Genomic DNA, 18,925 nt, shown 5'->3' with positions numbered 1-18,925 from the left:
GGCCGCCGCGGGACGGCGCGGGTCCGGGCCGCGGACGCCGGGGCCCCGGCCCTCCAGCGGTGGCCTGCCGCCCTGCTGGGGCACGTGCACCGGCGGCAGCGGCCGGACGAGCCCCATCGCGATGACCTCGTTGGCGAGCCGGGTGCGGCGGTTGGCGCCCTCGGGGATCCGGAACTTCTGGTAGAGCCGCAACAGGTGCTGCTTCACCGCCGCCTCGGTCACCACGAGATCACCGGCGATCTCGCGGGCCGTCGCGGGAGCGACGAACGCCTCGTCCGAGAGGGCGGGGCGGCAGAGCGAGGTCAGCACGTCGACCTCGCGGCGGGTGAGCTCGGGGGCGACGGCACGACGCAGCTCGACGTCCGGGTCGACCTCCTCACGGGGGATGCCCCCCATCCGGCAGCGCGCCGTGCCGAAGCTCACGACGTCACCGTCCTCCAGGACACGGCGGGCGATGGGCCGGCCGTTGACTCGCGTTCCGTTGCGGGACAGGCCCATGTCGACCACGTACACGTACGGGCCGCGCCGAACGATCTCTGCGTGCAATCGGGACACACTCGGGTCGTCGAGGCGGATGTCGACTCCTCTCCCTCTCCCGACCGTCGTAACGTCGGGGCGCAGCGGCACCACCAGCCCGCTGTCCTCGATCCGCATGAACGGCCCCTCCACGGCAGTCCTCCCAGCTAGTTAGCGACCCCTGTCCGACGGGTTACCCGGGCGCGTCACCGTCACACCCTCCTACCGGCGAGTAGGACCGATGACACAGGGCCTTCGGCGCCCCGCGGGCACCGCCCGTCCCACCCGTTCCCGCCGCGGCGAGGTCGTGCGACGGCCCGAATGGCACTACCGTGAGGAGCCACCGAACCGTTCAGAGCCGAGAGGGTCCTCGCACCATGAGCACGGAGGTGCACCGGCGCAGGCGCCGCGCGCCGCGGGGCAGGGGCGCGGCTCCGCACTGGCTCGGCCGGCTGCCGTACCTGCTCGTCCTGTGCGGGGTCGCCGGCGGTCTCGCACTGTGCGCGCTCGACTACTTCCGCAAGGGCTCCGGCCTGATGTCGGCGGCGCTGCTGCTCGGCGCGCTCGCCCGGCTGCTGCTGCCGGAGTCGCAGCTCGGCCTGCTCGCGGTGCGCAGCAGGCCGATCGACTGCTGGACGCTGGTGATCCTCGGCGAGATGGTGGCGTTCGTCGCACTGAGCATCCCCCCGATGAACAAGACCGGGCTGGTGCTCGCCGGGGCGTTCGGGGTACTGATCGCGTGTGCGATGGCCGTGCGCGGGCTGAAGCTGCTGCGCGCCCGCCGACGGGCCGGTTCGTCCTAGAAGGTCCGTTTTTCCAGGTCAGTGGATCCACGGCGGGACCAGGGCCGAGGCCAGGTCTAGACCTCGCTGTGACCTCGGCTAGCCTTGCGAGTCGAGCCTTACCCAGGACTGCTGGCCGGTGTAGGAAAGGGACAGCATCAGCATGCCCAAGATCAAAGTAGCGGGCCCGGTCGTCGAACTCGACGGCGACGAAATGACGCGGATCATCTGGAAATTCATCAAGGACCAGTTGATCCTGCCGTACCTCGATGTCGACCTGAAGTACTACGACCTCGGGATCGAGCATCGTGACGCCACCGACGACCAGGTCACGATCGACGCCGCGAACGCCATCAAGGAGCACGGCGTCGGTGTGAAGTGCGCCACGATCACCCCCGACGAGGCGCGCGTCGAAGAGTTCGGCCTGAAGAAGATGTGGCGTTCCCCCAATGGAACGATCCGCAACATCCTCGGCGGCGTGATCTTCCGTGAGCCGATCGTGGCCTCCAACATCCCCCGGCTGGTCCCGGGCTGGACGAAGCCGATCATCATCGGCCGGCACGCCCACGGCGACCAGTACAAGGCGACCGACTTCGTGGTCCCGGGCCCGGGCAAGGTGACGATCACCTACACGCCCGAGGACGGCTCGCAGCCGATGGAGTTCGAGATCGCGGACTTCTCCGGCGGCGGCGTCGCGCTGGGCATGTACAACTACGACGACTCCATCCGGGACTTCGCCCGGACGAGCATGCGGTACGCGCTGAGCCGCGAGATGCCGCTGTACATGTCGACGAAGAACACGATCCTCAAGGCCTACGACGGCCGCTTCAAGGACCTCTTCCAGGAGATCTACGAGGCCGAGTTCAAGGCCGAGTTCGAGGCCAAGGGCCTCACCTACGAGCACCGCCTGATCGACGACATGGTCGCCGCCGCGCTCAAGTGGGAGGGCGGCTTCGTGTGGGCCGCCAAGAACTACGACGGCGACGTCCAGTCCGACACCCTCGCGCAGGGCTTCGGCTCCCTCGGCCTCATGACCTCCGTCCTCATGACGCCCGACGGCAGGACCGTCGAGGCGGAGGCCGCCCACGGCACGGTGACCCGGCACTACCGGCAGCACCAGCAGGGCAAGCCGACCTCGACCAACCCGATCGCGTCGATCTTCGCCTGGACGCGCGGGCTGGAGCACCGCGGCAAGCTCGACAACACCCCGGCGCTGATCGACTTCGCCCGCACGCTGGAGCGGGTCTGCGTCGAGACGGTCGAGAACGGCCAGATGACCAAGGACCTCGCCCTGCTCGTCGGGCCCGAGACGGCCTGGCTGACCACGCAGGAGTTCCTGGAGGCGCTCGACCTCAACCTCCAGAAGAAGATCAACGGCTAGCCGCCGGCGACCGCCGGCCCCCGCGCGCGGCGAACGCGCGTGCGGGAGCGAGCGTGGGAAGGCCGCCCCGGAAACCCCGGGGCGGCCTTCCGCGTTTCGCGGACATGCCCGCCGGCGCACCTGCCGGGCGGCGCGCCGGGGGCGCGCGATAGCCTGACCCCGGTGAACTATCTCGACGACGAGAGAGTCCGCGCGGCGGCGCGTCTCTCGGGCGGTCGGGTTCGAAGGATGGCCGCCTGAGCCCCGTCAGGTCACAGCAGGAGAAGAAGGCAATGACGCGCACCCCAGTCAACGTCACCGTCACCGGCGCCGCGGGCCAGATCGGCTACGCGCTGCTGTTCCGCATCGCGTCCGGGCAGCTGCTCGGCGCGGACGTCCCCGTCCGGCTGCGGCTGCTGGAGATCCCGCAGGCGGTGAAGGCCGCCGAGGGCACCGCCATGGAGTTGGACGACGGCGCCTTCCCGCTGGTGTCCGGCATCGACATCTTCGACGACGCCGTACGGGCCTTCGACGGCGCGAACGTCGCGCTGCTGGTCGGCGCCCGGCCCCGCACCAAGGGGATGGAGCGCGGCGACCTGCTGGAGGCCAACGGCGGCATCTTCAAGCCGCAGGGCGAGGCGATCAACGCCGGCGCGGCCGACGACATCAAGGTCCTGGTGGTCGGCAACCCGGCCAACACCAACGCGCTCATCGCCCGGTCGCACGCCCCGGACGTCCCGGCCGCGCGGTTCACCGCGATGACCCGCCTCGACCACAACCGCGCGCTGGCCCAGCTGTCGAAGAAGGCGGGCGTGTCGGTCGCCGACATCCGCCGGATGACGATCTGGGGCAACCACTCGGCCACCCAGTACCCCGACGTCTTCCACGCCGAGATCGCGGGCAAGAACGCCGCCGAGACGGTGAACGACCAGGCGTGGCTGGAGAACGACTTCATCCCGACCGTCGCCAAGCGCGGCGCCGCGATCATCGAGGCGCGGGGCGCGTCGTCGGCGGCGTCGGCCGCGTCCGCCGCGATCGACCACGTGCACACGTGGGTGAACGGCACCGCCGAGGGCGACTGGACGTCGATGGCCGTCGTGTCGGACGGCTCGTACGACGTCCCGGAGGGCCTGATCTCCTCGTTCCCCGTCACCACCAAGGACGGCGAGTGGGAGATCGTGCGGGGCCTGGAGATCGACGCCTTCTCCCGGGCGCGCATCGACGCGTCCGTGGGCGAGCTGGCGGAGGAGCGCGACGCCGTCCGCAAGCTCGGCCTCATCTGACACGGCCTGATCTGACACGGGCCCAAGCGCGATAGGCGGGGGCCGCCGGTTCTCCCGGCGGCCCCCGCACCCGTCTAACGGGACGTGCGGTTCAGCGGACGCGGCGGGCGCCCGCGCTGGGCGTGGCGTCCAGGAACTCCGGCTCGGCCCAGCCCCGGCCCGCGTACGCCGACCGGATCGCGTCGCGGACCCGCGCCGCCCGGTCGGCCGCGGTGAGCACGATCACCGAGCCGCCGAACCCGCCGCCGATCATGCGGCCGCCGCGCGCGCCGGCCCGCAGGGCGGCGTCGACCGCGGTGTCCGCCTCCGGCCAGGAGACCTCGAACTGGTCGCGCAGGGACAGGTGCGAGGCGCTCAGCAGCGCGCCGAGCTCGGCCACGGCGCCGGCGCGCAGCAGCCCGGCGGCGGCCTCGACGCGGTGGTTCTCGGTGACGACGTGCTGGACGCGGCGGCGCAGCACCCGATCGCTCAGCGCGCCGAGTGCCCCGGCGAGGTCCTTCACATCGCGCAGCGCGGCGACGCCGAGCAGCGCGGCGGCCTCCTCGCACTCCGCGCGGCGGCGCCCGTAGCCGCCGCCCGCCAGGGCGCGGCTCGCGCGGGTGTCGGCCACCAGCAGCTCCAGCCCCGACTCGGCGGGGCCGAACGGCACCTGCGCCGACAGGCCGCTTCGGCAGTCGAGCAGGAGCACGCGGCCGGGCTCGCACAGCAGCGAGGCGGACTGGTCCATCACCCCGCACGGCACGCCGACCTGCTCGTTCTCGGCGCGCCGCGCGAGGCGCGCCAGCGCGGGCCGGTCGAGGCCGGCGTCGTACAGCTCGGACAGGGCGAGCGCGGTGGCGCACTCCAGCGCGGCGGAGGACGACAGCCCGGCGCCCTGCGGCAGATCGGAGTCGATCAGCAGCGAGGCGCCGCCGACGCCGTGCTCGGCCAGCACGCGCGCAACGCCGACGGGATAGGCGGCCCAGGCGTGCTCGGCGGGCCATTCCCCGGCGGCGACCGGACCGCTCTGGACGGCGGCGGTGACGGCCGTCCCGCCGGCCTGCCGTGAGCGGACCTCCAGGACGCCGTCGCCGCGCCGTGCCGCGGCCACCGACACGCCGCGCGGCAGCGCGAACGGCAGGACGAGCCCCTCGTTGTGGTCGGTGTGCTCGCCGATCAGGTTGACCCGGCCCGGGGCGTGCCAGACGCCTTCGGCGGGTCGCCCGAAGGCGGCGGCGAACGCGCCGGCGAGCGCGTCCGGTCCCAGCGCCTCTGAACCCGGCCCGGCCGTGCCGGTCCCGGCGGTGCCGCCCGCCGCCCGCGGGTCCGCCGCGGGGCCGGTCATCGCGACCGGAGGAAGGTCCACGCGTCCGAGACCATCGCGGTCAGGTCGTGCTCGGGCTTCCAGCCCAGCCGCGCCCTGATCTTCTCCGAGGACGCGACCAGCACCGCGGGGTCGCCCGCCCGGCGCGGGCCGGCCTCGACCGGGATGTCGCGCCCGGTCACCGTCCGGCACACCTCGATGACCTCGCGGACCGAGTTGCCCGTCCCGCTGCCCAGGTTGAAGATCTCGTGGACGCCGGGCGCGCACGCCTCCAGCGCCAGCAGGTGGGCCCGGCCGAGGTCGGCGACATGGATGTAGTCGCGCAGGCAGGTGCCGTCCGGCGTCGGGTAGTCCTCGCCGAAGACGCGCACGGCCGCGCCCTCGCCGAGCGCGGCGCGCAGCACGTTCGGGATCAGGTGGGTCTCGACGGCGTGCCGCTCGCCCTGCCGCCCGTGGGCGCCCGCGACGTTGAAGTAGCGCAGCGAGACCCCGCCGAGCCCGTGCAGCCGCGCGTACTCGGCCAGCGCCGTGTCGATCGCGAGCTTGGACGCCCCGTAGGGGTTGGTGGGGCGGGTCGGGTCGGTCTCCAGGATCGGCGTGGACTCCGGCTCGCCGTAGGTCGCGGCGGTGGAGGAGAACACGATCCGGCCGACGCCCGCGGTGCGCATCGCCTCCAGCAGGGCCAGCGACTCGCCGAGGTTCTTGTCCCAGTACAGGCCGGGCTTCTCCACCGACTCGCCGACCAGCGACTTGGCCGCGAAGTGCAGGACGGCGTCGAACCCGGCGCCGCCGAGGACGTCGGCCGCGCTCTCGCGCAGCGTGCCGCGCACCAGCCGGGCACCCTCGGGAACCGCGTCCTCGTGGCCGGTCGACAGGTCGTCCAGGACGACCACCTCGTGCCCCGCCTCCAGGAGCTGTGCGGAGACGACGCTGCCGATGTAGCCGGCGCCTCCGGTGACGAGCAGCTTCACGAACGGGGTCCCCTCTGATCGTTCTATCTGGTCCTTCGTGGGGATTGACGCTTGCGTCCCCACTGATTCCCCACTACCTGAGGGATCATACTGCCCGGATCCTCCGGCGGTTGAGTGACTGCTGAGCCGCTTGGCGGCCTTCCTCCGTGGGGTCGGTGTACGTGTCTAGTGTGATGCTCGACCGGCTGTGCCCGAGCACCGATTGAACGGTCTTCACGTCGATCCCGTCCCCGATGAGGAATGTTGCGATCGTGTGCCGCAGTTGGTGAGGGGTCACGTTGACCTCTGCTTTCCTGCAAGCCCTGCGCCAGAGATGCGCCATGTCATCCCGGAGCATTGGCGCTTCGTCGGCGCGGGTGAAGAGGAAGCACACGGCCCGCATCTCTTCTTCGCCGTTCCGGCGCCGGAATCGAATCACGCGAGACACAGGCGGGTTCTCCTCTACCCACTTCTTGAGTGCCTGGGCGAGAGTCTCGGACATCAGAATCTTTCGGGAGCCCGCTTTGCTCTTGGGTTCCTTCAGGTAGATTTCCTTGGTCTCGTGGTGCTTCGCCAGTTGGCGGTTCAGGGTGACCTCTCCGTTCACCTCGTCGATCTGGTCGACACAGAGGCTCATGACCTCGCTGATCCTGGCGCCGGTCTCTGCAAGCACCGTGAAGATCGTCCGGAGCTTGACGTCTGCGGCCATGGCCCTCTCGGCAGCCTCGAACTCTGCTTTGCTCAGGGACCTGACCTTACGTTCCTTCTTCGGCGGAGTGATGACCCCGATCTTGGGATCCTTCCGGAGGATGATGTCCTTGGCGATGGCGTCACGGAGGATCATGCAAACGAGCGTGAAGTAGGGCGCAGGGTGCTTGCCCTGCTTCTGAAGGTCCGTCACGAAGTCCTGAAGGACTTCGGGCGTCATCCGCGACAAGGGCTTGTCGCCGATGAGGGGACAGATGCTGTGGTTGAGACGTGACCTGTAGGTGCGGTGGCTGCTGTCCGGATCGATGTCGGTCTTGGACTCAAGCCACTTGGCTGCGTAGTCCTTGAACAGGACGGCGCCCTTTTTGCGGTCAACGTACGTCCCTTCACGCCGGGACGTCCGAATACGGTCCCGCTCAGCCCTTACGGCTTCGAGGTCTTCGGAGGGCTTAACCCGGACCTCCTTGCCTTCGAGGGTCGTCCGCCAGCCGTAGACCTTCACGGGGCGGCCGTTGGCTCCCTTGGCCTTCTCTCCCTTGCGGTTTCGCTTGTAGCGCCACGAGATTCCGTCGGCGGTCTTGCCTTCCCAGTTGTCAGCCATTTCGGCTTCCTTCCGTTTCGGTGGGAGGTGGTGGTCAGGCCGCGCGCTGCTGGTTGAGCCACTGGTCCAGGTCGGTGCGGCGGGCGCGGAGCTGGTTGCCGACCTTGAAGAACGGGAGGTCCCTGCGGTGGTCGTAGACCCATGAGGTCTTCACGCTCAGGTAGGCCGCGACGGCGGGAACGTCCATGAGCGGCTCGGGGGTCTCTGGAACGCTGGTGAGGTGGCGCATTGGTGGATCTCCTCTGGGGGTGTTGTGAGATGCCGACAAGGCGAGAGGGTGTGTTCGGACACGAGCGGGGCAGGCCGGGGCCGGTTGAGGCGTAGGGGGTGTGGGAGGTCCACAAGTCCGGCGAGGCCGGGAGGAGGGCCCCCGGCCCGGCCCGTGTCCGGGCCGGGGGCTGGCTGGCTAGGCCGCGATGTGGGCGAAGGTGCACACGGCCAGCAGGTCCGACAGGTCGTCGTCGTCCGTGTCGTCCTCGACGCTCAGGGCTTCCTGAACGTGCACCGAAGGGGAGGCCGGGAGCAGGGGTGGGGCCGAGGTCTGGGCGTCGAGCATCGCTCGGAGTGCCTCCACACCGTTCCTGGCCGGGACCGGTGCGGAGATCGTCTCGGAGGCCGGTTCGGGAACCGCCTCCGGCTCCGGCTTGGTGCTGTCCAGAAGGGCGCGCAGACCGGCGACACCTGTGGGCTTGGGTGGGAGTGAGGCGAGGATCTCTGAGACGGTGTGCGGCTTGTCCTGAGGGTCGATCCGGTCGCCGTACATCGCGGCCTCAAGGGCCTCCCTGGAAACCGGCGCCTCCGGGGCTTCTTCCTTCGGGACTTCGATCATTGGAGCGAAGCCCATGGCTTCTTCCTTCGGAGCCTCGTCCGCGACCTCGGGGACGTACTTGAAGACGTCGGCGCGGCGTCCACCGGTGTAGGGACCGGGGCCGACCGACAGCAGGGGGTTTGCCGAGACGATCATGTCGAGGGCATCGCGCTTGACCCCGTACTTCTTGAGGATCTCCGTCGATGTCCGGCCGGTGTCTCCGGCTTCCCGGATGTAGTTCTCGATTCGGACCGGGAGGTCTCCTCCCGTGGACTGGGCGTCCGGGAGGACGTGAGTCACGGTGTCCACCATGTAGGTGACCAGCGCGGTAGCGGCGTCAAGGTCGGTGGTGGTGATCTCGTCTCGCTTGGAGGCCAGCGCGTACAGCGCGGACAACCGCAGCATGTAGGCCAAGGCTCGCTCGGCGTACTGGGCAAGGGCCTCCGTGCCGAGTGTGAGGGCTTCCACCACTGGCCGGTGCTTGGTCTCGAAGACGTCTTCAACGCGCGCGGGCATGGTGACCTCGGAGACGTTCATGGCGTATGCGGTCATGTCCCGCAACTGTCGGGCGAGCCTCACCACCACATCCGAAGGGGTCCGAGCCTTGGACAGCCGGACCGTCTTGGAGCGCTCGACATACACCGGGAAGAAGCGGTTGTACGTTCCTCCGGTCGCGTCCTTGGTCCCGGAGATCGCTCCCCAGTTCTTGGGCTGGACATGCATCACCATGCCGAGGTGGGGACGCTTCACCACGATCTGACCGGCCTTGGTGATGTTGGTGAGGGTCGAACCGTCCCATGCCTTGCGGAAGGCGACTCCGAGCGTCTTTGACCGTTTGGCTGCGTCGATCAGGTTGTCCCCCTCTTCCTCCACGAGGAAGACCGGAGAGGCCACGTCTCCGACAGCAAGCGCTTCCAGTGTGGAGGTGAAGCCCTCACCCGTTCGCGGGCATCCTTCGACCTGCTGAGTGTCCATGAAGTGCGCGTACGCGACGTTCAAGATCTGCGATGCCGCGCCGTGGGCGGTGCCCTTGCGGCCCTTGCCGGTCGGTCCCACAAGGACCGGCCAGAAGCCCAGTGGCTGAGTCTTGCCGTGCGCCACCTTGACGTCATGACCGATGACCGCCGAGAAAGCGGACAGGAGAGTCACCAAGACCCCGACTCGGTCGCCTTCGGTGTGGGGGTCGATCTCTGCTGTGATCTTCCCGAAGGGTCCGGCGTAGACGGCCGGACTCACGGTCGGGCGGTTGGTGGGACGGTCGTTGGAGGTCATGCGTAGACTCCCTGTGTTGGCCCCACAGCGGCGTTCTTGGCGGAGTGACGCTGTGGGGCTGGCCTGTGTCTGGGGGCCGGTCTCCAGAGCGCTTAGCGCTCTTTGCTGGGACCTGCCTCGCTCGTTCGGTGCTGCGGAACGAGCGGAGCCACACCGTAAGACCATTCTTCGGGAATCTGCAACCCATCCGCGCGCCATTCGACCCGCTCTCAAGGGGACGGGCCACACAAAGGCGCAGGTAGACGTGACAATGATGGAACTTTCAAAGTTCTTGAGATCGGACAGTCGCGGAGTGAGTCGAGGGGAAAGAAGCAGCGACTTAGCGCGACAGTCCCCAGCACGGTCTGTGAGCTGCCTTCTTCTTGCTTCTACCTGGGGCGAGTCGTTCGAAGGGGCGGGGGGATACCCTCCTTCCGCACTTACGCTGCACAGGAGGGTCTCCCCTCTCCGACCATGTACGAATCTGGGACGTGGGCTTTCAAGGAAAGAAAGAAGTGAAACCCCTTGCGGGCAGGGGTTTCACGTATTGTCACAACTCAGTAAAAAGGGCCCCCTCGGACCAGGTCCGAGGGGGCCAGTTAGACGCTTGTTTCGGGTTATCTCCGGAAGGAGGGGCCGAATCAAGCGCCGGCGGTCTGGGTCAGGCGGTCCACTTCACGGTGGACTTGATAAGCCCCTTGGACGGCTTGGACTCATCGAAGTTCTTCCCGTCCGCTTTCAGGGTGTCCAGTTCGGGATAGCGGACCACCTTGGCACCGTAGACGTGAAGGCCGTCGATCTGGTTGCGGCGGAACCGCTCGACGGGCTGTCCCCTGAACCCGAGGAACTGAGAGGCGTAGGTGGTGAAGTCCCGCTGTCCTGCGACGATGTCCACCCCAGCGGGCATGTGGGTCGTGGTGACGATTGTGAAGCCCGCCAAGCGGGCGATCACACCGTTGTGGGTAACCCCGGCCTCGCCGTAGGCCGAGGCGTTGGAGACGGCCTCAGCGCGGACCAGGTACCGCTTGGCCTTCGGGGACACTACGACGTAGCGCCCTTCGGGCGAGACGTCGGCGCTGTCGAGCTGCTCCATGTAGTCGAAGATCCCTTCCAGCAGGGCCTCACCCTTGTCCATGGGCTTGGGGATGCCGGAGACGTCCACCTGCCCGGCCTTCGTCGCGCTAGAGGCGATCACGCCGCCCACGAAGGTGTCCACGGCCTTGGCGAGTTCCATCGTGGCCCGTTTCATCGCGGGGAACTGGAGCGCTCCGGCCGCCTGGACCATCTCGATCTCTCCTACGAAGTAGGCGACGTAGTCGGCCTCACTCACAAGAAGGTCCTGGCGAACCGTCTTGAGTTGCTGAATGTTCATTCCCGTGGAGTCGTTGTATTTGCCGACGTCCGGGGAAACGATGCCGTTGATCACCACCGTGTCACCGCGGCCTCGGATATCCCCCTCATAGTTTCGGTTGCAGACCAGCGGGGAGGCGAAGGCAAGCTGAGGGTCCAACTCTTCAAGTAGCGCTTCATTCCAGACGGCTGGCACATACTCGCGGGTGCCATCGTTGGTGTAGGTGGGGGTCGGTGAAATAGCCATAGTCGTTTCTCCTTGCTAACGGTCGCGGTTGCGGGCATCCAACTTGTGACTGGACGTCCCTGGACGCGGGTTTCCGTAGGGATGCCGGTTGGAGTACCCGAATCCCTCGGGAGGTTGGGGGTAGGCGCTAGTGGCGCCTATGCCGAGTTCGGCGGCTGTTGCCACAAACCTTTTGGGGTCACCACCGAACTGGCGGACTATTGCCGTGATGGCATCCCTGTTCGGCAACCCGTCGTCATCGACGAGACGGGACATGTCGAGCATGGAAATAACGCTCTCATGCAGAATGCGCTTTTCCTTTTGTTTGACGTTTTCGATTGTGAGAGAGAGAAGCCGTTCCCGCAGATCGGTGTTCTGGGCCTTGAGGTCAGCGGCCTGGTCTTGCATCTCGTCTCGCTCGGCTGTGGCGGTTTCCAGTTCAGCGGCCCAGTCGCGTTCCGGCTCTGCGAGCGGCTCATCACTTGGGGCACCCTGGTCCGAAGGATCCGAAGCAACAGCCGGCCCCGGGCCACCTCCGGGTTCGAGGGAAAGAACTCCAGCACGCTCCGAGGGCTCACCAGAGCCCGTTTCAAGCGTTCCGAGTGTCATGGGTTCACCGATGCCCGTCGAGAGGCTTACGGGCGCTTCTGGCGGCCCTGATGGCAAGGTGGACGGCGTCTGCTCGTTCATGGTTCTCCGATTCGGTTCCGGGGGTACTGGCCAGAGCCCTGACCAACTGGGCGAGAGCAAGGCTGTTCTCTCGCTCCTTTTGCAGTTCGCGCCAAGTGCGCTTGGCGCGTTTCTCGGACTTGCGCATCAGTGCCTTGTACTTGACGACCTCGGCAGCCAGGCACTCGACCTGTGCTCGGAGGGCGTAGACCTCCGAGGCGTGAGCGACGGTTTGCGGGGTTGGTGCAGTCTCCATCTCGGTGACTCCTCACATAACAAAGGGTCGGTCCATCGGGACCGACCCTGGAAACGAAAAAAGGGCCCCAGCTAGGGCCCTTGGGAACCTGCCACAGCAACCAAGAGCCCCGGCCGGGGCCGGATACACCACCGGCAACGGTGGTGAGGTCGTGAACGTGGCAGGTTCAACGTTCCGCAGAAACAGACTACGGAAGACAGAAGGAAGCTCACCGGGAGGCGGTGAGCCTCCGAGGCCGGCTGTTGCTTCAGCCGGACGTACTAGAAAGAAGTAGAGAAGTAGTTACTAGCGGCCGGAGGTAGGCCGCTAGAAAGAAGAAGGAAGCCGTAGGGCTCCAGCCCGGAGGCTTCCGCCCTCTCTGTAACTATCGGGCTGGCCTCCTGTACCCGGCCAACCCTTACTGTCTGACTGGGCTTCTCCGCTTGGGCTCCGAAGCCCAAGACTATGGCTATCGGGCCCTCTGGGCCCCTAACAGTCTTGGGCGTCTTCGCCGCCCGGTGCCCCCACCCCCCTTCCCCCCTCCCCCTCTAGGTGAGAAGCGGACACAGGGCACAGGGCGGCGACGGAGCCGGGCTCCGGGCAGCACCGGAGGTTGCGCTAGCCCATCAAGGCGTCCATGTCGTTGTACCGCGCGGGCCGTGGTGTGGGCCGCCCGAACGGGTAGAACACACCTCCCCGTGCCCCTGAGTCCATGGCCCACCAGTCCGGGTAGCTGGCCAGGAAGGCTTTCGCTCTCCAGTCACGCCAGCAGCGTTCCGGGTCGTATCTGTCATAGACGTCGGGTTCGGTCTGTCCCTCGTCGGGATTGCGATCCCGCATTGCTGACTGTGTCTCGGTGCCGTACCCGCGCCCGTCATCCGCCTTGTACTGCTGAGCGAATTCGCCGAGCACCCGTTCACTCCAGGTTTGCGCGGTTCGCCGATTAACATCCGGCGACCCTTCGTCGTCATCGTTCCTCCGAGGGCGGCGCGGTAGATCATCGACACTCACACCCTCGACAACTGAGTCGGGGAACGCTTGGATCCGCACAGCACGGCGTGCGCCCGCTTCCTCCTCCGCCTCCCGACTTTCCCGCTCCGACAGTTCGGGCGCCGGAATTTTATAAGCGACCGGAGCGGCAAACCTCGGAAGATAGGTAAATTTGCAAGTGCAGCATTCCCGGCACCCTACCTCGTAGGTGCATGACGCATTTTCGCCCCAACACTCACACTGCTTGCATGGCCTTTTCGCTTCCCGTTTGGCTTGCTTGCGTTCTCGATCGTTTACTCGGGTGCGATCTGCCAGGCAATCAGCACAGTAGAGCTGCCGATTGCGTGCGTCATAGATGAACCGTCGGCACGTTCGGCAAGGCTTATCTCTGGGGCGAACTCCCCAACTGACCGGCAAACGGGGCTCGACGGCCTTCTTGGTCTTGCTGACTATGCTGGCACGCCGGTCCGCTTCGGTCCGGCTGATCGGCTTGAACCTGAACAGTTCCCACGCTCCCCGCTTCGGGCTGACCGCCCGTCCACCACTAGCGCCACTGAAGGCAAGATCACACTACGTCCAAGACGATCGACCCGCCAGCGCCTCAAGCCACTAGCCGTTTGTGTGGGAGTGCGACAACAACTTGCCCGGCAAGTGGCCTCGGCCGGGGCGAGCTGGAGCCGCCGGAGGGCGCGGGCGCTGTTGGTTTCCTACAAGGCGCGTGCGATACGGTGCTCTGCCCACTGCTCGGCAATGGGCAGATTGGCCGGAGGCTCTGCGTCTGGATTAGCTGCGGCGCGTCGCCTCCAGCGTTCAGCCGATGCTCGCGTGTACAGGTCGAGCGCCTCAGGGGGGGCGCTTGTCCAAGCGAGGAACTGGACCGCCCATCGTTCGGCGTCGGCGGGGGTGTGCCCGGCGTGGATCAACCAGGGGATGATCTGGCCGATCTCTACCCAGGGCGCGCCCCGGGACGCGAACCCCCAATCCACCACGTAGGCGCGGCGTTCTGGGGTGATCAGTAGATTGTGAGGGTTGAGGTCGGTGTGCAGAAGGGCGTCACCGGCCATCGGAGCCACATCCGGTACGAGATGCTCCCAACGGCGTTCCACTCGCATCACGACCGCATCCGGGCATGGCGTGCCTTGAAGTTGATAAACCGTCTTCGCCAAAGTCGCCAGGTCAGGGGAACCGGGCGAGTAGTCGGCATGGCGGCCTTGGACGTGCTCGAAACCCACCGCGAGCCACCCCCCGGCTTCCACGGTCCACAGAAGCCGGGGGGCGAACTCGGGAACGACAGGGTTGATCGTGGCTTCCCTGCGCAGCGCGCGGACTCGTGGACCGTCCTGGCCCCGCGAGGTCTTCCGAGCGGCCTTGACGAACGATGGCCCGGCCGAGCCGGTCACAGTGGCAGCCAAGTCGGCGTTACTGCCGCCGGGAACCGCCCGGACGCTGCGGACCGCGCCGGTTCGTCCGGTGATGGCCGACCGGACCGCTTCCGGTAGACGGGTCCACTGGTCGCGCATCTGCGCCCTTCGTCAGTTGCCGATGGTGCTGCACTCCGGCGGGCAGCAGCCCGCCCCGGCACCGGCCTCCCAGAATTCCATGTCCACGTAGTAGCCCGTGGCGCGCAGGATCGGGACGGTCCGCTCCAGCGCTGCGCCCGACAGAATGTCGGCGTCCACCACCGGCACGTGGTGCAGGTAGGCCCCGGCGTGTTCCATGCCGAAGTCGAAGTAGGGCTTGGTGCGCTTGAGGAAGGCGTGCCAGCCCTCATCCACCGGTACCGAGGGAACGATCCTCACCCAGTCCGCTGGGTCCTTGGTGGCGGCCTTGATCAGGTCGGCGTGAGCCTTGAGGAACACGAGCGCCTGCCCCATCAGACGCTCGGCGTAGGCACGGGTGACATGGTTGTAGCGCATGATGTCTTCGACCAGCAGGCCGAAAACCTCGGGCGCTACTAACTCGCGGGGGTCCTTGACGGCCTGTGCCGTCCTCTCCGGAACAGTGATCATTTCGCTACCTCCTGAAGGTGCGAGCTCGGCTGGTTGCCGAGCTTTGGTCCTCCGGGCGACGGCGGCGGTGTAGTGGGCCGAACGTACCCGCCACCACTGCCCGGGGGCGTTAACTGCCGGGGTCGGCGTCGTCGTCCTGTTCGGCCACCTCGGCAAGCTGTGACTCGGCGTAGGCGTGAACCTCGGCGATTTTTCCTGCCAGCATCCCGGCGCGGGTCATCGCCTCCTGATAGGCCGCTCGTGTGATCTCCAGGGCAGCGGTCACCTCACCGGCCGTCACGACTTTCATCGGCGCGACCCCCGAACAAAGCGCCGGCACCGGCGCACCACGCCCGGCATGAGCACGTAGCCGCAGGCCACGCCGAAAGCTACGCACACCAGCCCGAAGGAAAGAAGCATCCCGGCCATTCGCGGCAGGTCCCCCACGTCCACCATCACGGACGCACCTGCATGTGGGCACCGACCTCACGCGCAACCACATCGGCGACTCCACGGAGGTCGCCAACCGGCCCGATCGTGTCACCTGTGCTGGCCCAGGTGAACCACCAAGCACCGTCGGCATAGTCCGCCCCAACCTCCGTAAACCTGCTCGGAAGCTTGGCGTTGATCACATGCAACACCGGCGTGCCATCGTGCGGAACCACGCCACACGACATCCCACCGTGCTCACGCACAGCCCTATCAAGAGTGGTCAGGAACGCACGACGCTCGCTCGCAGGCATCGGCTGGTCAGCGGTAGCTCTCGCGTGTCTCGACGCGTCAGAACTCATGCCTTGGACGGTAGGAGCCTCAGGCAGATGGAGTCCATGATGTTGAACGATGTTGAACTAGATCACTTCGTTTGCTAGGTCCTCAGTAGCCTTGGTGATGAAAGTTCGAGCCTCTCGGCCGTAGACAGCGGAGGCCGCCAACCGTTCAAAAGCCTTGGCATAGATGGCGACCTCCTGCGGCTGAGTTAGCTTCACCTCCGCCGAGATACTTTCAAACAGAACCTCACGGTCATCCAGTATCCAGAAACCATGAAGAGGAAAGAACCTGTGTTTTGCTCGTGTGGGAATTATCCCCAAATGCAGGCGAGAGAGTGACGACAGGGCGAGCAGTCGATCCAATTGACCACCCACTACGTCAGCCTCAACAATGCCAAGCGTAAGTGCACTTTGAGTGATCACCATGTGGAACTTGCGGTCACCGCGGTAGAGGATTTGCTGTCGCTCAAGTCGCGCTTGAACCCCGGCCTCTATGTCATCTGGAAGACCATGAAAATCCACCGTCATCGCAAGCATGGCCTCGGCATACTCTGCGGTTTGCAGGAGGCCGGGAATCATCAAAGGCTCAAAAACTCGGAAGAATTTTGTTTCTGCTTCAAATTTAATGCTCGCGTTCTGTCGACGCTTGGTCCCAGACTTTAGCTGTCTTCGCCATTCTACGAACATGGTGTCAATGGAGCGCACAGCGGCTATCAGGTCGGCTGCTTCCTCGTCGACTCGACAGGCACTACACCATGCGCGAACGTGTTCTTCGGAGATGTTGATGGCGCCATGTTCAATCTTAGAAACAAGCGAATAGTGCCATCCGGCCCTTGAGGCGAGCGCCCTACCTGTTAGCTGTGCGTCCTTGCGGAGATCCCTCAGGCGGGCACCTAGTGCTTCTCGGGCTTGCCGAGCAGGGCTGGACACGTGGAGAGGCTATCGGCTCAGGTAATCGCCGTATGGAACGCCTCGGGGCCACGCTGCATCCCGCAGTGCGCGATAGCGCGCGACTTTTTGAGGGTCAGGTTCGACGGCGAATCCAGCCGAGCCGCCATCTGGCTTAAAGAGGCTAAGGATCAGGGTATCTTCGCCCAGGAGCCAACAATCCTCTTCTGGGAACGAGAGGTCATTGGTGTTCTGGCGGGGGAGGTATCGAACTTCCTCCCCGGCGGCAACATTAAGGCGCGTTACCGCGAGACTCCATCGCGTGTAATCCGTGTGGGGCTCGCTCACAACTCGAAGTCGTTCTACCGACACGCCGCTTACTGTGAGCTCTCGAATAAACCTTAGCCAGTCGTCCAGCCACGCGAAGTCGTCCGGCTCGCCCCGAAGCCATCTATCCAGTGGGGCTTTCTCGAACTCAACGTTGTACGTGTCGCGCAACTCTAGGTGCCATGCTCGTTTTGCACTGCGAAGCATGTTCTCAAATTGCTGATACTCGATTGGTTGCATGTACCTCAGCCTAGAAGAGCCATGACTTTCTTGGGGACTTCCACACAGGTCTCATGGTCGGGTATATCCATTTGCGCCAGAGTCGCCGCGTCGCTGACGACACTCCCTTGAATGATGTAGTTCCCCTTCTCGTTGATGTGGACGATCGGCGGTACGGCGTTAGCGACCTCTCCGCTTAGGCCGTCCTTGGCCAAGTGAGTCATGAGTCTCGGTGGTACTTCGACGGTCGTTTCGCCTTGAGGCAGGTCCAGTAGTGCAAGTGTGTCGGGATCGGTGACGATCCAGCCCTGTACGACGTACGAGTCTCGGTCGGTCGCGTAGAGCGTGGGGCTTTGGCCGCTGGTCGTCTCCTTGCCCAGGAACACTAGAAGCATGATCGAGCCTCCTGCCTGTGAGTTGAACGAAGTTGACCGTCCCGCTCGATAGTTGAACGTAGGGCCACCCCACGTCAAGGGCTGCGCCTCCGGCGGACAGGGTGAGCGAGCACGGACTGCCCAGCACCGGCCCCATGCTCCCCACTCGATCCCCACGGATGGGGTCTAGTGGGGCTCCACAGGACTCCAGCAGGCCGAAGTCTGAGGTGACCGAAACGCGGCCTCTACCTGCGCAGACACTGTCCGAACGACACTAGGCCGAAGCAGGCTCCAGACGGCCGAGGACCCCGTGCGTGAAGAGCAGCTTCACGAACGGACCTCCAGATGACACGGTGGATGCGGCGGGGTGCCGTCAAGGCTATCCGGAACGCCGAGCGGGGAAGGCTCAACGCATGGACCGGACGTCGCCCGCGGACCGGGTGCGCTCCCGTGAGCCGTCCGGGCCTCCCGGGCCGCTCGTCCGGGCGCTGGTCAGGGCATTGGCCCGTGCGGGTGATCTGGCGGTGCGGCTGTCGGGCGGCGACCCGCGCGCGCTCCGCGAGGAGCCCAGCGCGGAGCGGATGCGCGCGCTCGTCGCGTCGAACACCCAGCTCACCGCGGACGAGCGGACGCTGATCGGGGAGGTGTTCGCGGCGGGGGAGCGGCCGCTGCGCGAGGTCCTCGTGCCGCGCACGGAGGTGGAGTTCCTGGACGCGGAACTGCCGCTGCCCGCCGCGGCGCGGGTGGCGGCGGGCAGCCCGCATTCGCGCTTCCCCGTCTGCCGCGGCTCCCACGACGAGGTCATCGGGTTCGTGCACATCCGGGACCTGCTGGCGCCGGAGGAGCGCGACGGAGGCGTCCCGGTGGGGACCCTGGTGCGGCCGGTGAAGTTCCTGCCGGCCTCCAAGCGGGTGCTCCCGGCGCTGTCGGAGATGCGCGGGGAGGGCTGCCATCTGGCGATCGTCATGGACGAGTACGGCGGCGTCGCCGGGATCGTCACGCTGGAGGACCTCCTGGAGGAGCTCATCGGGGACATACGCGATGAATATGATGTCCAGGACGCGCAGGCGCGGCGCCTGCACGGCGGAGTGGTCGAGGTCGACGGCCTGCTCAACCTGGACGACTTCGCCGCCGAGACCGGGATCCGGCTGCCCGCCGGGCCCTACGAGACGGTCGCCGGCCACATCATGGCGGCGCTCGGCCGCGTGCCCGCCGAGGGCGACTCGGTGCCGGCCGCGGGCCGCCTTCTCGCGGTGGCCCGGATGGACGGCCGGCGGGTGGCCCGCGTGCGCGTCACGCCGCGGGCGACGCCGCACCCCGTGCCGGTGGC

The 18,925-nt window shown here is 66.7% G+C and carries 19 protein-coding genes and 1 pseudogene; 4 read left to right on the top strand and 16 right to left on the bottom strand.

Going from position 1 to position 18,925, the window contains the following annotated elements; all coding sequences use genetic code 11:
* A partial coding sequence (locus tag E1291_RS27565; RefSeq protein ID WP_242614410.1) for an FHA domain-containing protein occupies positions 1–669 on the bottom strand: 669 nt, incomplete at its 3' end.
* A 224-nt stretch (positions 670–893) separates the two neighbouring features.
* Here E1291_RS27565 and E1291_RS44195 point away from each other — a divergent pair.
* The 3 genes from E1291_RS44195 to E1291_RS27550 all read left to right on the top strand — a co-directional run bounded on the left by E1291_RS44195 (position 894) and on the right by E1291_RS27550 (position 3,941).
* Positions 894–1,319, top strand: a complete 426-nt coding sequence (locus tag E1291_RS44195) for a DUF3017 domain-containing protein (protein ID WP_242614409.1) — start codon at positions 894–896, stop codon at positions 1,317–1,319.
* 142 nt (positions 1,320–1,461) lie between these two features.
* Positions 1,462–2,679, top strand: a complete 1,218-nt coding sequence (locus tag E1291_RS27555; protein WP_131740995.1) for an NADP-dependent isocitrate dehydrogenase — start codon at positions 1,462–1,464, stop codon at positions 2,677–2,679.
* 272 nt (positions 2,680–2,951) lie between these two features.
* Positions 2,952–3,941: a malate dehydrogenase gene (locus tag E1291_RS27550; protein ID WP_131740994.1), complete on the top strand. Its 990-nt coding sequence runs from the start codon at positions 2,952–2,954 to the stop codon at positions 3,939–3,941.
* A 91-nt stretch (positions 3,942–4,032) separates the two neighbouring features.
* On the opposite strand, the gene galK is transcribed toward E1291_RS27550, so the two are convergent.
* From galK to E1291_RS27480, 15 genes and pseudogenes are all read right to left on the bottom strand, one after another.
* A complete protein-coding gene (galK, locus tag E1291_RS27545; RefSeq protein WP_242614408.1) occupies positions 4,033–5,286 on the bottom strand; it encodes a galactokinase in 1,254 nt (417 codons plus the stop codon).
* A complete protein-coding gene (galE, locus tag E1291_RS27540; protein ID WP_131740993.1) occupies positions 5,262–6,215 on the bottom strand; it encodes a UDP-glucose 4-epimerase GalE in 954 nt (317 codons plus the stop codon). The genes galK and galE overlap by 25 nt, the downstream gene beginning before the upstream one ends.
* A gap of 85 nt (positions 6,216–6,300) precedes the next feature.
* Positions 6,301–7,503, bottom strand: coding sequence for a tyrosine-type recombinase/integrase (locus tag E1291_RS27535; RefSeq protein ID WP_131740992.1), 1,203 nt, complete (start codon positions 7,501–7,503; stop codon positions 6,301–6,303).
* 34 nt (positions 7,504–7,537) lie between these two features.
* Complete coding sequence (locus E1291_RS27530) at positions 7,538–7,732, bottom strand: helix-turn-helix domain-containing protein (protein WP_207400967.1); 195 nt, start codon at positions 7,730–7,732, stop codon at positions 7,538–7,540.
* Between the two features lie 177 nt (positions 7,733–7,909).
* Positions 7,910–9,583, bottom strand: a complete 1,674-nt coding sequence (locus tag E1291_RS27525; protein WP_165495309.1) for a DUF3987 domain-containing protein — start codon at positions 9,581–9,583, stop codon at positions 7,910–7,912.
* A 640-nt stretch (positions 9,584–10,223) separates the two neighbouring features.
* A complete protein-coding gene (locus E1291_RS27520; RefSeq protein WP_207400966.1) occupies positions 10,224–11,159 on the bottom strand; it encodes a phage major capsid protein in 936 nt (311 codons plus the stop codon).
* 15 nt (positions 11,160–11,174) lie between these two features.
* Positions 11,175–11,828 (bottom strand): hypothetical protein, encoded by a 654-nt coding sequence (locus tag E1291_RS27515; protein WP_131740990.1) that lies wholly within the window; start codon positions 11,826–11,828, stop codon positions 11,175–11,177.
* Positions 11,829–12,660: 832 nt separating this feature from the next.
* On the bottom strand, positions 12,661–12,954 hold the full coding sequence (locus E1291_RS27510) for a hypothetical protein (protein ID WP_131740989.1): 294 nt from the start codon (positions 12,952–12,954) through the stop codon (positions 12,661–12,663).
* A gap of 785 nt (positions 12,955–13,739) precedes the next feature.
* Positions 13,740–14,552, bottom strand: coding sequence for a phosphotransferase (locus tag E1291_RS27505; RefSeq protein WP_131740988.1), 813 nt, complete (start codon positions 14,550–14,552; stop codon positions 13,740–13,742).
* Between the two features lie 12 nt (positions 14,553–14,564).
* Positions 14,565–15,041, bottom strand: coding sequence for a glycine-rich domain-containing protein (locus tag E1291_RS27500; protein ID WP_131740987.1), 477 nt, complete (start codon positions 15,039–15,041; stop codon positions 14,565–14,567).
* A 109-nt stretch (positions 15,042–15,150) separates the two neighbouring features.
* Positions 15,151–15,330, bottom strand: a complete 180-nt coding sequence (locus E1291_RS27495; protein WP_131740986.1) for a hypothetical protein — start codon at positions 15,328–15,330, stop codon at positions 15,151–15,153.
* A 538-nt stretch (positions 15,331–15,868) separates the two neighbouring features.
* Positions 15,869–16,474: a DUF5753 domain-containing protein gene (locus E1291_RS27490; protein ID WP_242614407.1), complete on the bottom strand. Its 606-nt coding sequence runs from the start codon at positions 16,472–16,474 to the stop codon at positions 15,869–15,871.
* A gap of 42 nt (positions 16,475–16,516) precedes the next feature.
* Positions 16,517–16,717: pseudogene (locus tag E1291_RS45220) on the bottom strand (helix-turn-helix domain-containing protein); the annotation flags it as partial.
* 9 nt (positions 16,718–16,726) lie between these two features.
* On the bottom strand, positions 16,727–17,242 hold the full coding sequence (locus tag E1291_RS27485; protein WP_131740984.1) for a DUF6879 family protein: 516 nt from the start codon (positions 17,240–17,242) through the stop codon (positions 16,727–16,729).
* Positions 17,243–17,247: 5 nt separating this feature from the next.
* Positions 17,248–17,616: a hypothetical protein gene (locus E1291_RS27480; RefSeq protein ID WP_131740983.1), complete on the bottom strand. Its 369-nt coding sequence runs from the start codon at positions 17,614–17,616 to the stop codon at positions 17,248–17,250.
* A 392-nt stretch (positions 17,617–18,008) separates the two neighbouring features.
* On the opposite strand from E1291_RS27480, the gene E1291_RS27475 reads away from it, so the two are divergent.
* The coding region (locus E1291_RS27475; protein ID WP_131740982.1) for a hemolysin family protein at positions 18,009–18,925 on the top strand (917 nt) is incomplete at its 3' end.

Source organism: Actinomadura roseirufa (genome assembly GCF_900659635.1).
Lineage (GTDB): Bacteria > Actinomycetota > Actinomycetes > Streptosporangiales > Streptosporangiaceae > Spirillospora > Spirillospora roseirufa.
The sequence above is the reverse complement of the archived record's forward strand: the minus strand, read 5'-3'. Positions and strand labels throughout refer to the sequence as shown.

Bases quoted from the DNA above. Each gene is read 5' to 3' on its own strand.
- E1291_RS44195 (WP_242614409.1), top strand. From the start codon at position 894: ATGAGCACGGAGGTGCACCGGCGCAGGCGCCGCGCGCCGCGGGGCAGG.
- E1291_RS27555 (WP_131740995.1), top strand. From the start codon at position 1,462: ATGCCCAAGATCAAAGTAGCGGGCCCGGTCGTCGAACTCGACGGCGAC.
- E1291_RS27550 (WP_131740994.1), top strand. From the start codon at position 2,952: ATGACGCGCACCCCAGTCAACGTCACCGTCACCGGCGCCGCGGGCCAG.
- E1291_RS27535 (WP_131740992.1), bottom strand. From the start codon at position 7,503: ATGGCTGACAACTGGGAAGGCAAGACCGCCGACGGAATCTCGTGGCGC.
- E1291_RS27530 (WP_207400967.1), bottom strand. From the start codon at position 7,732: ATGCGCCACCTCACCAGCGTTCCAGAGACCCCCGAGCCGCTCATGGAC.
- E1291_RS27525 (WP_165495309.1), bottom strand. From the start codon at position 9,583: ATGACCTCCAACGACCGTCCCACCAACCGCCCGACCGTGAGTCCGGCC.
- E1291_RS27520 (WP_207400966.1), bottom strand. From the start codon at position 11,159: ATGGCTATTTCACCGACCCCCACCTACACCAACGATGGCACCCGCGAG.
- E1291_RS27515 (WP_131740990.1), bottom strand. From the start codon at position 11,828: ATGAACGAGCAGACGCCGTCCACCTTGCCATCAGGGCCGCCAGAAGCG.
- E1291_RS27505 (WP_131740988.1), bottom strand. From the start codon at position 14,552: ATGCGCGACCAGTGGACCCGTCTACCGGAAGCGGTCCGGTCGGCCATC.
- E1291_RS27500 (WP_131740987.1), bottom strand. From the start codon at position 15,041: ATGATCACTGTTCCGGAGAGGACGGCACAGGCCGTCAAGGACCCCCGC.
- E1291_RS27495 (WP_131740986.1), bottom strand. From the start codon at position 15,330: ATGAAAGTCGTGACGGCCGGTGAGGTGACCGCTGCCCTGGAGATCACA.
- E1291_RS27490 (WP_242614407.1), bottom strand. From the start codon at position 16,474: ATGTTCGTAGAATGGCGAAGACAGCTAAAGTCTGGGACCAAGCGTCGA.
- E1291_RS27485 (WP_131740984.1), bottom strand. From the start codon at position 17,242: ATGCAACCAATCGAGTATCAGCAATTTGAGAACATGCTTCGCAGTGCA.
- E1291_RS27480 (WP_131740983.1), bottom strand. From the start codon at position 17,616: ATGCTTCTAGTGTTCCTGGGCAAGGAGACGACCAGCGGCCAAAGCCCC.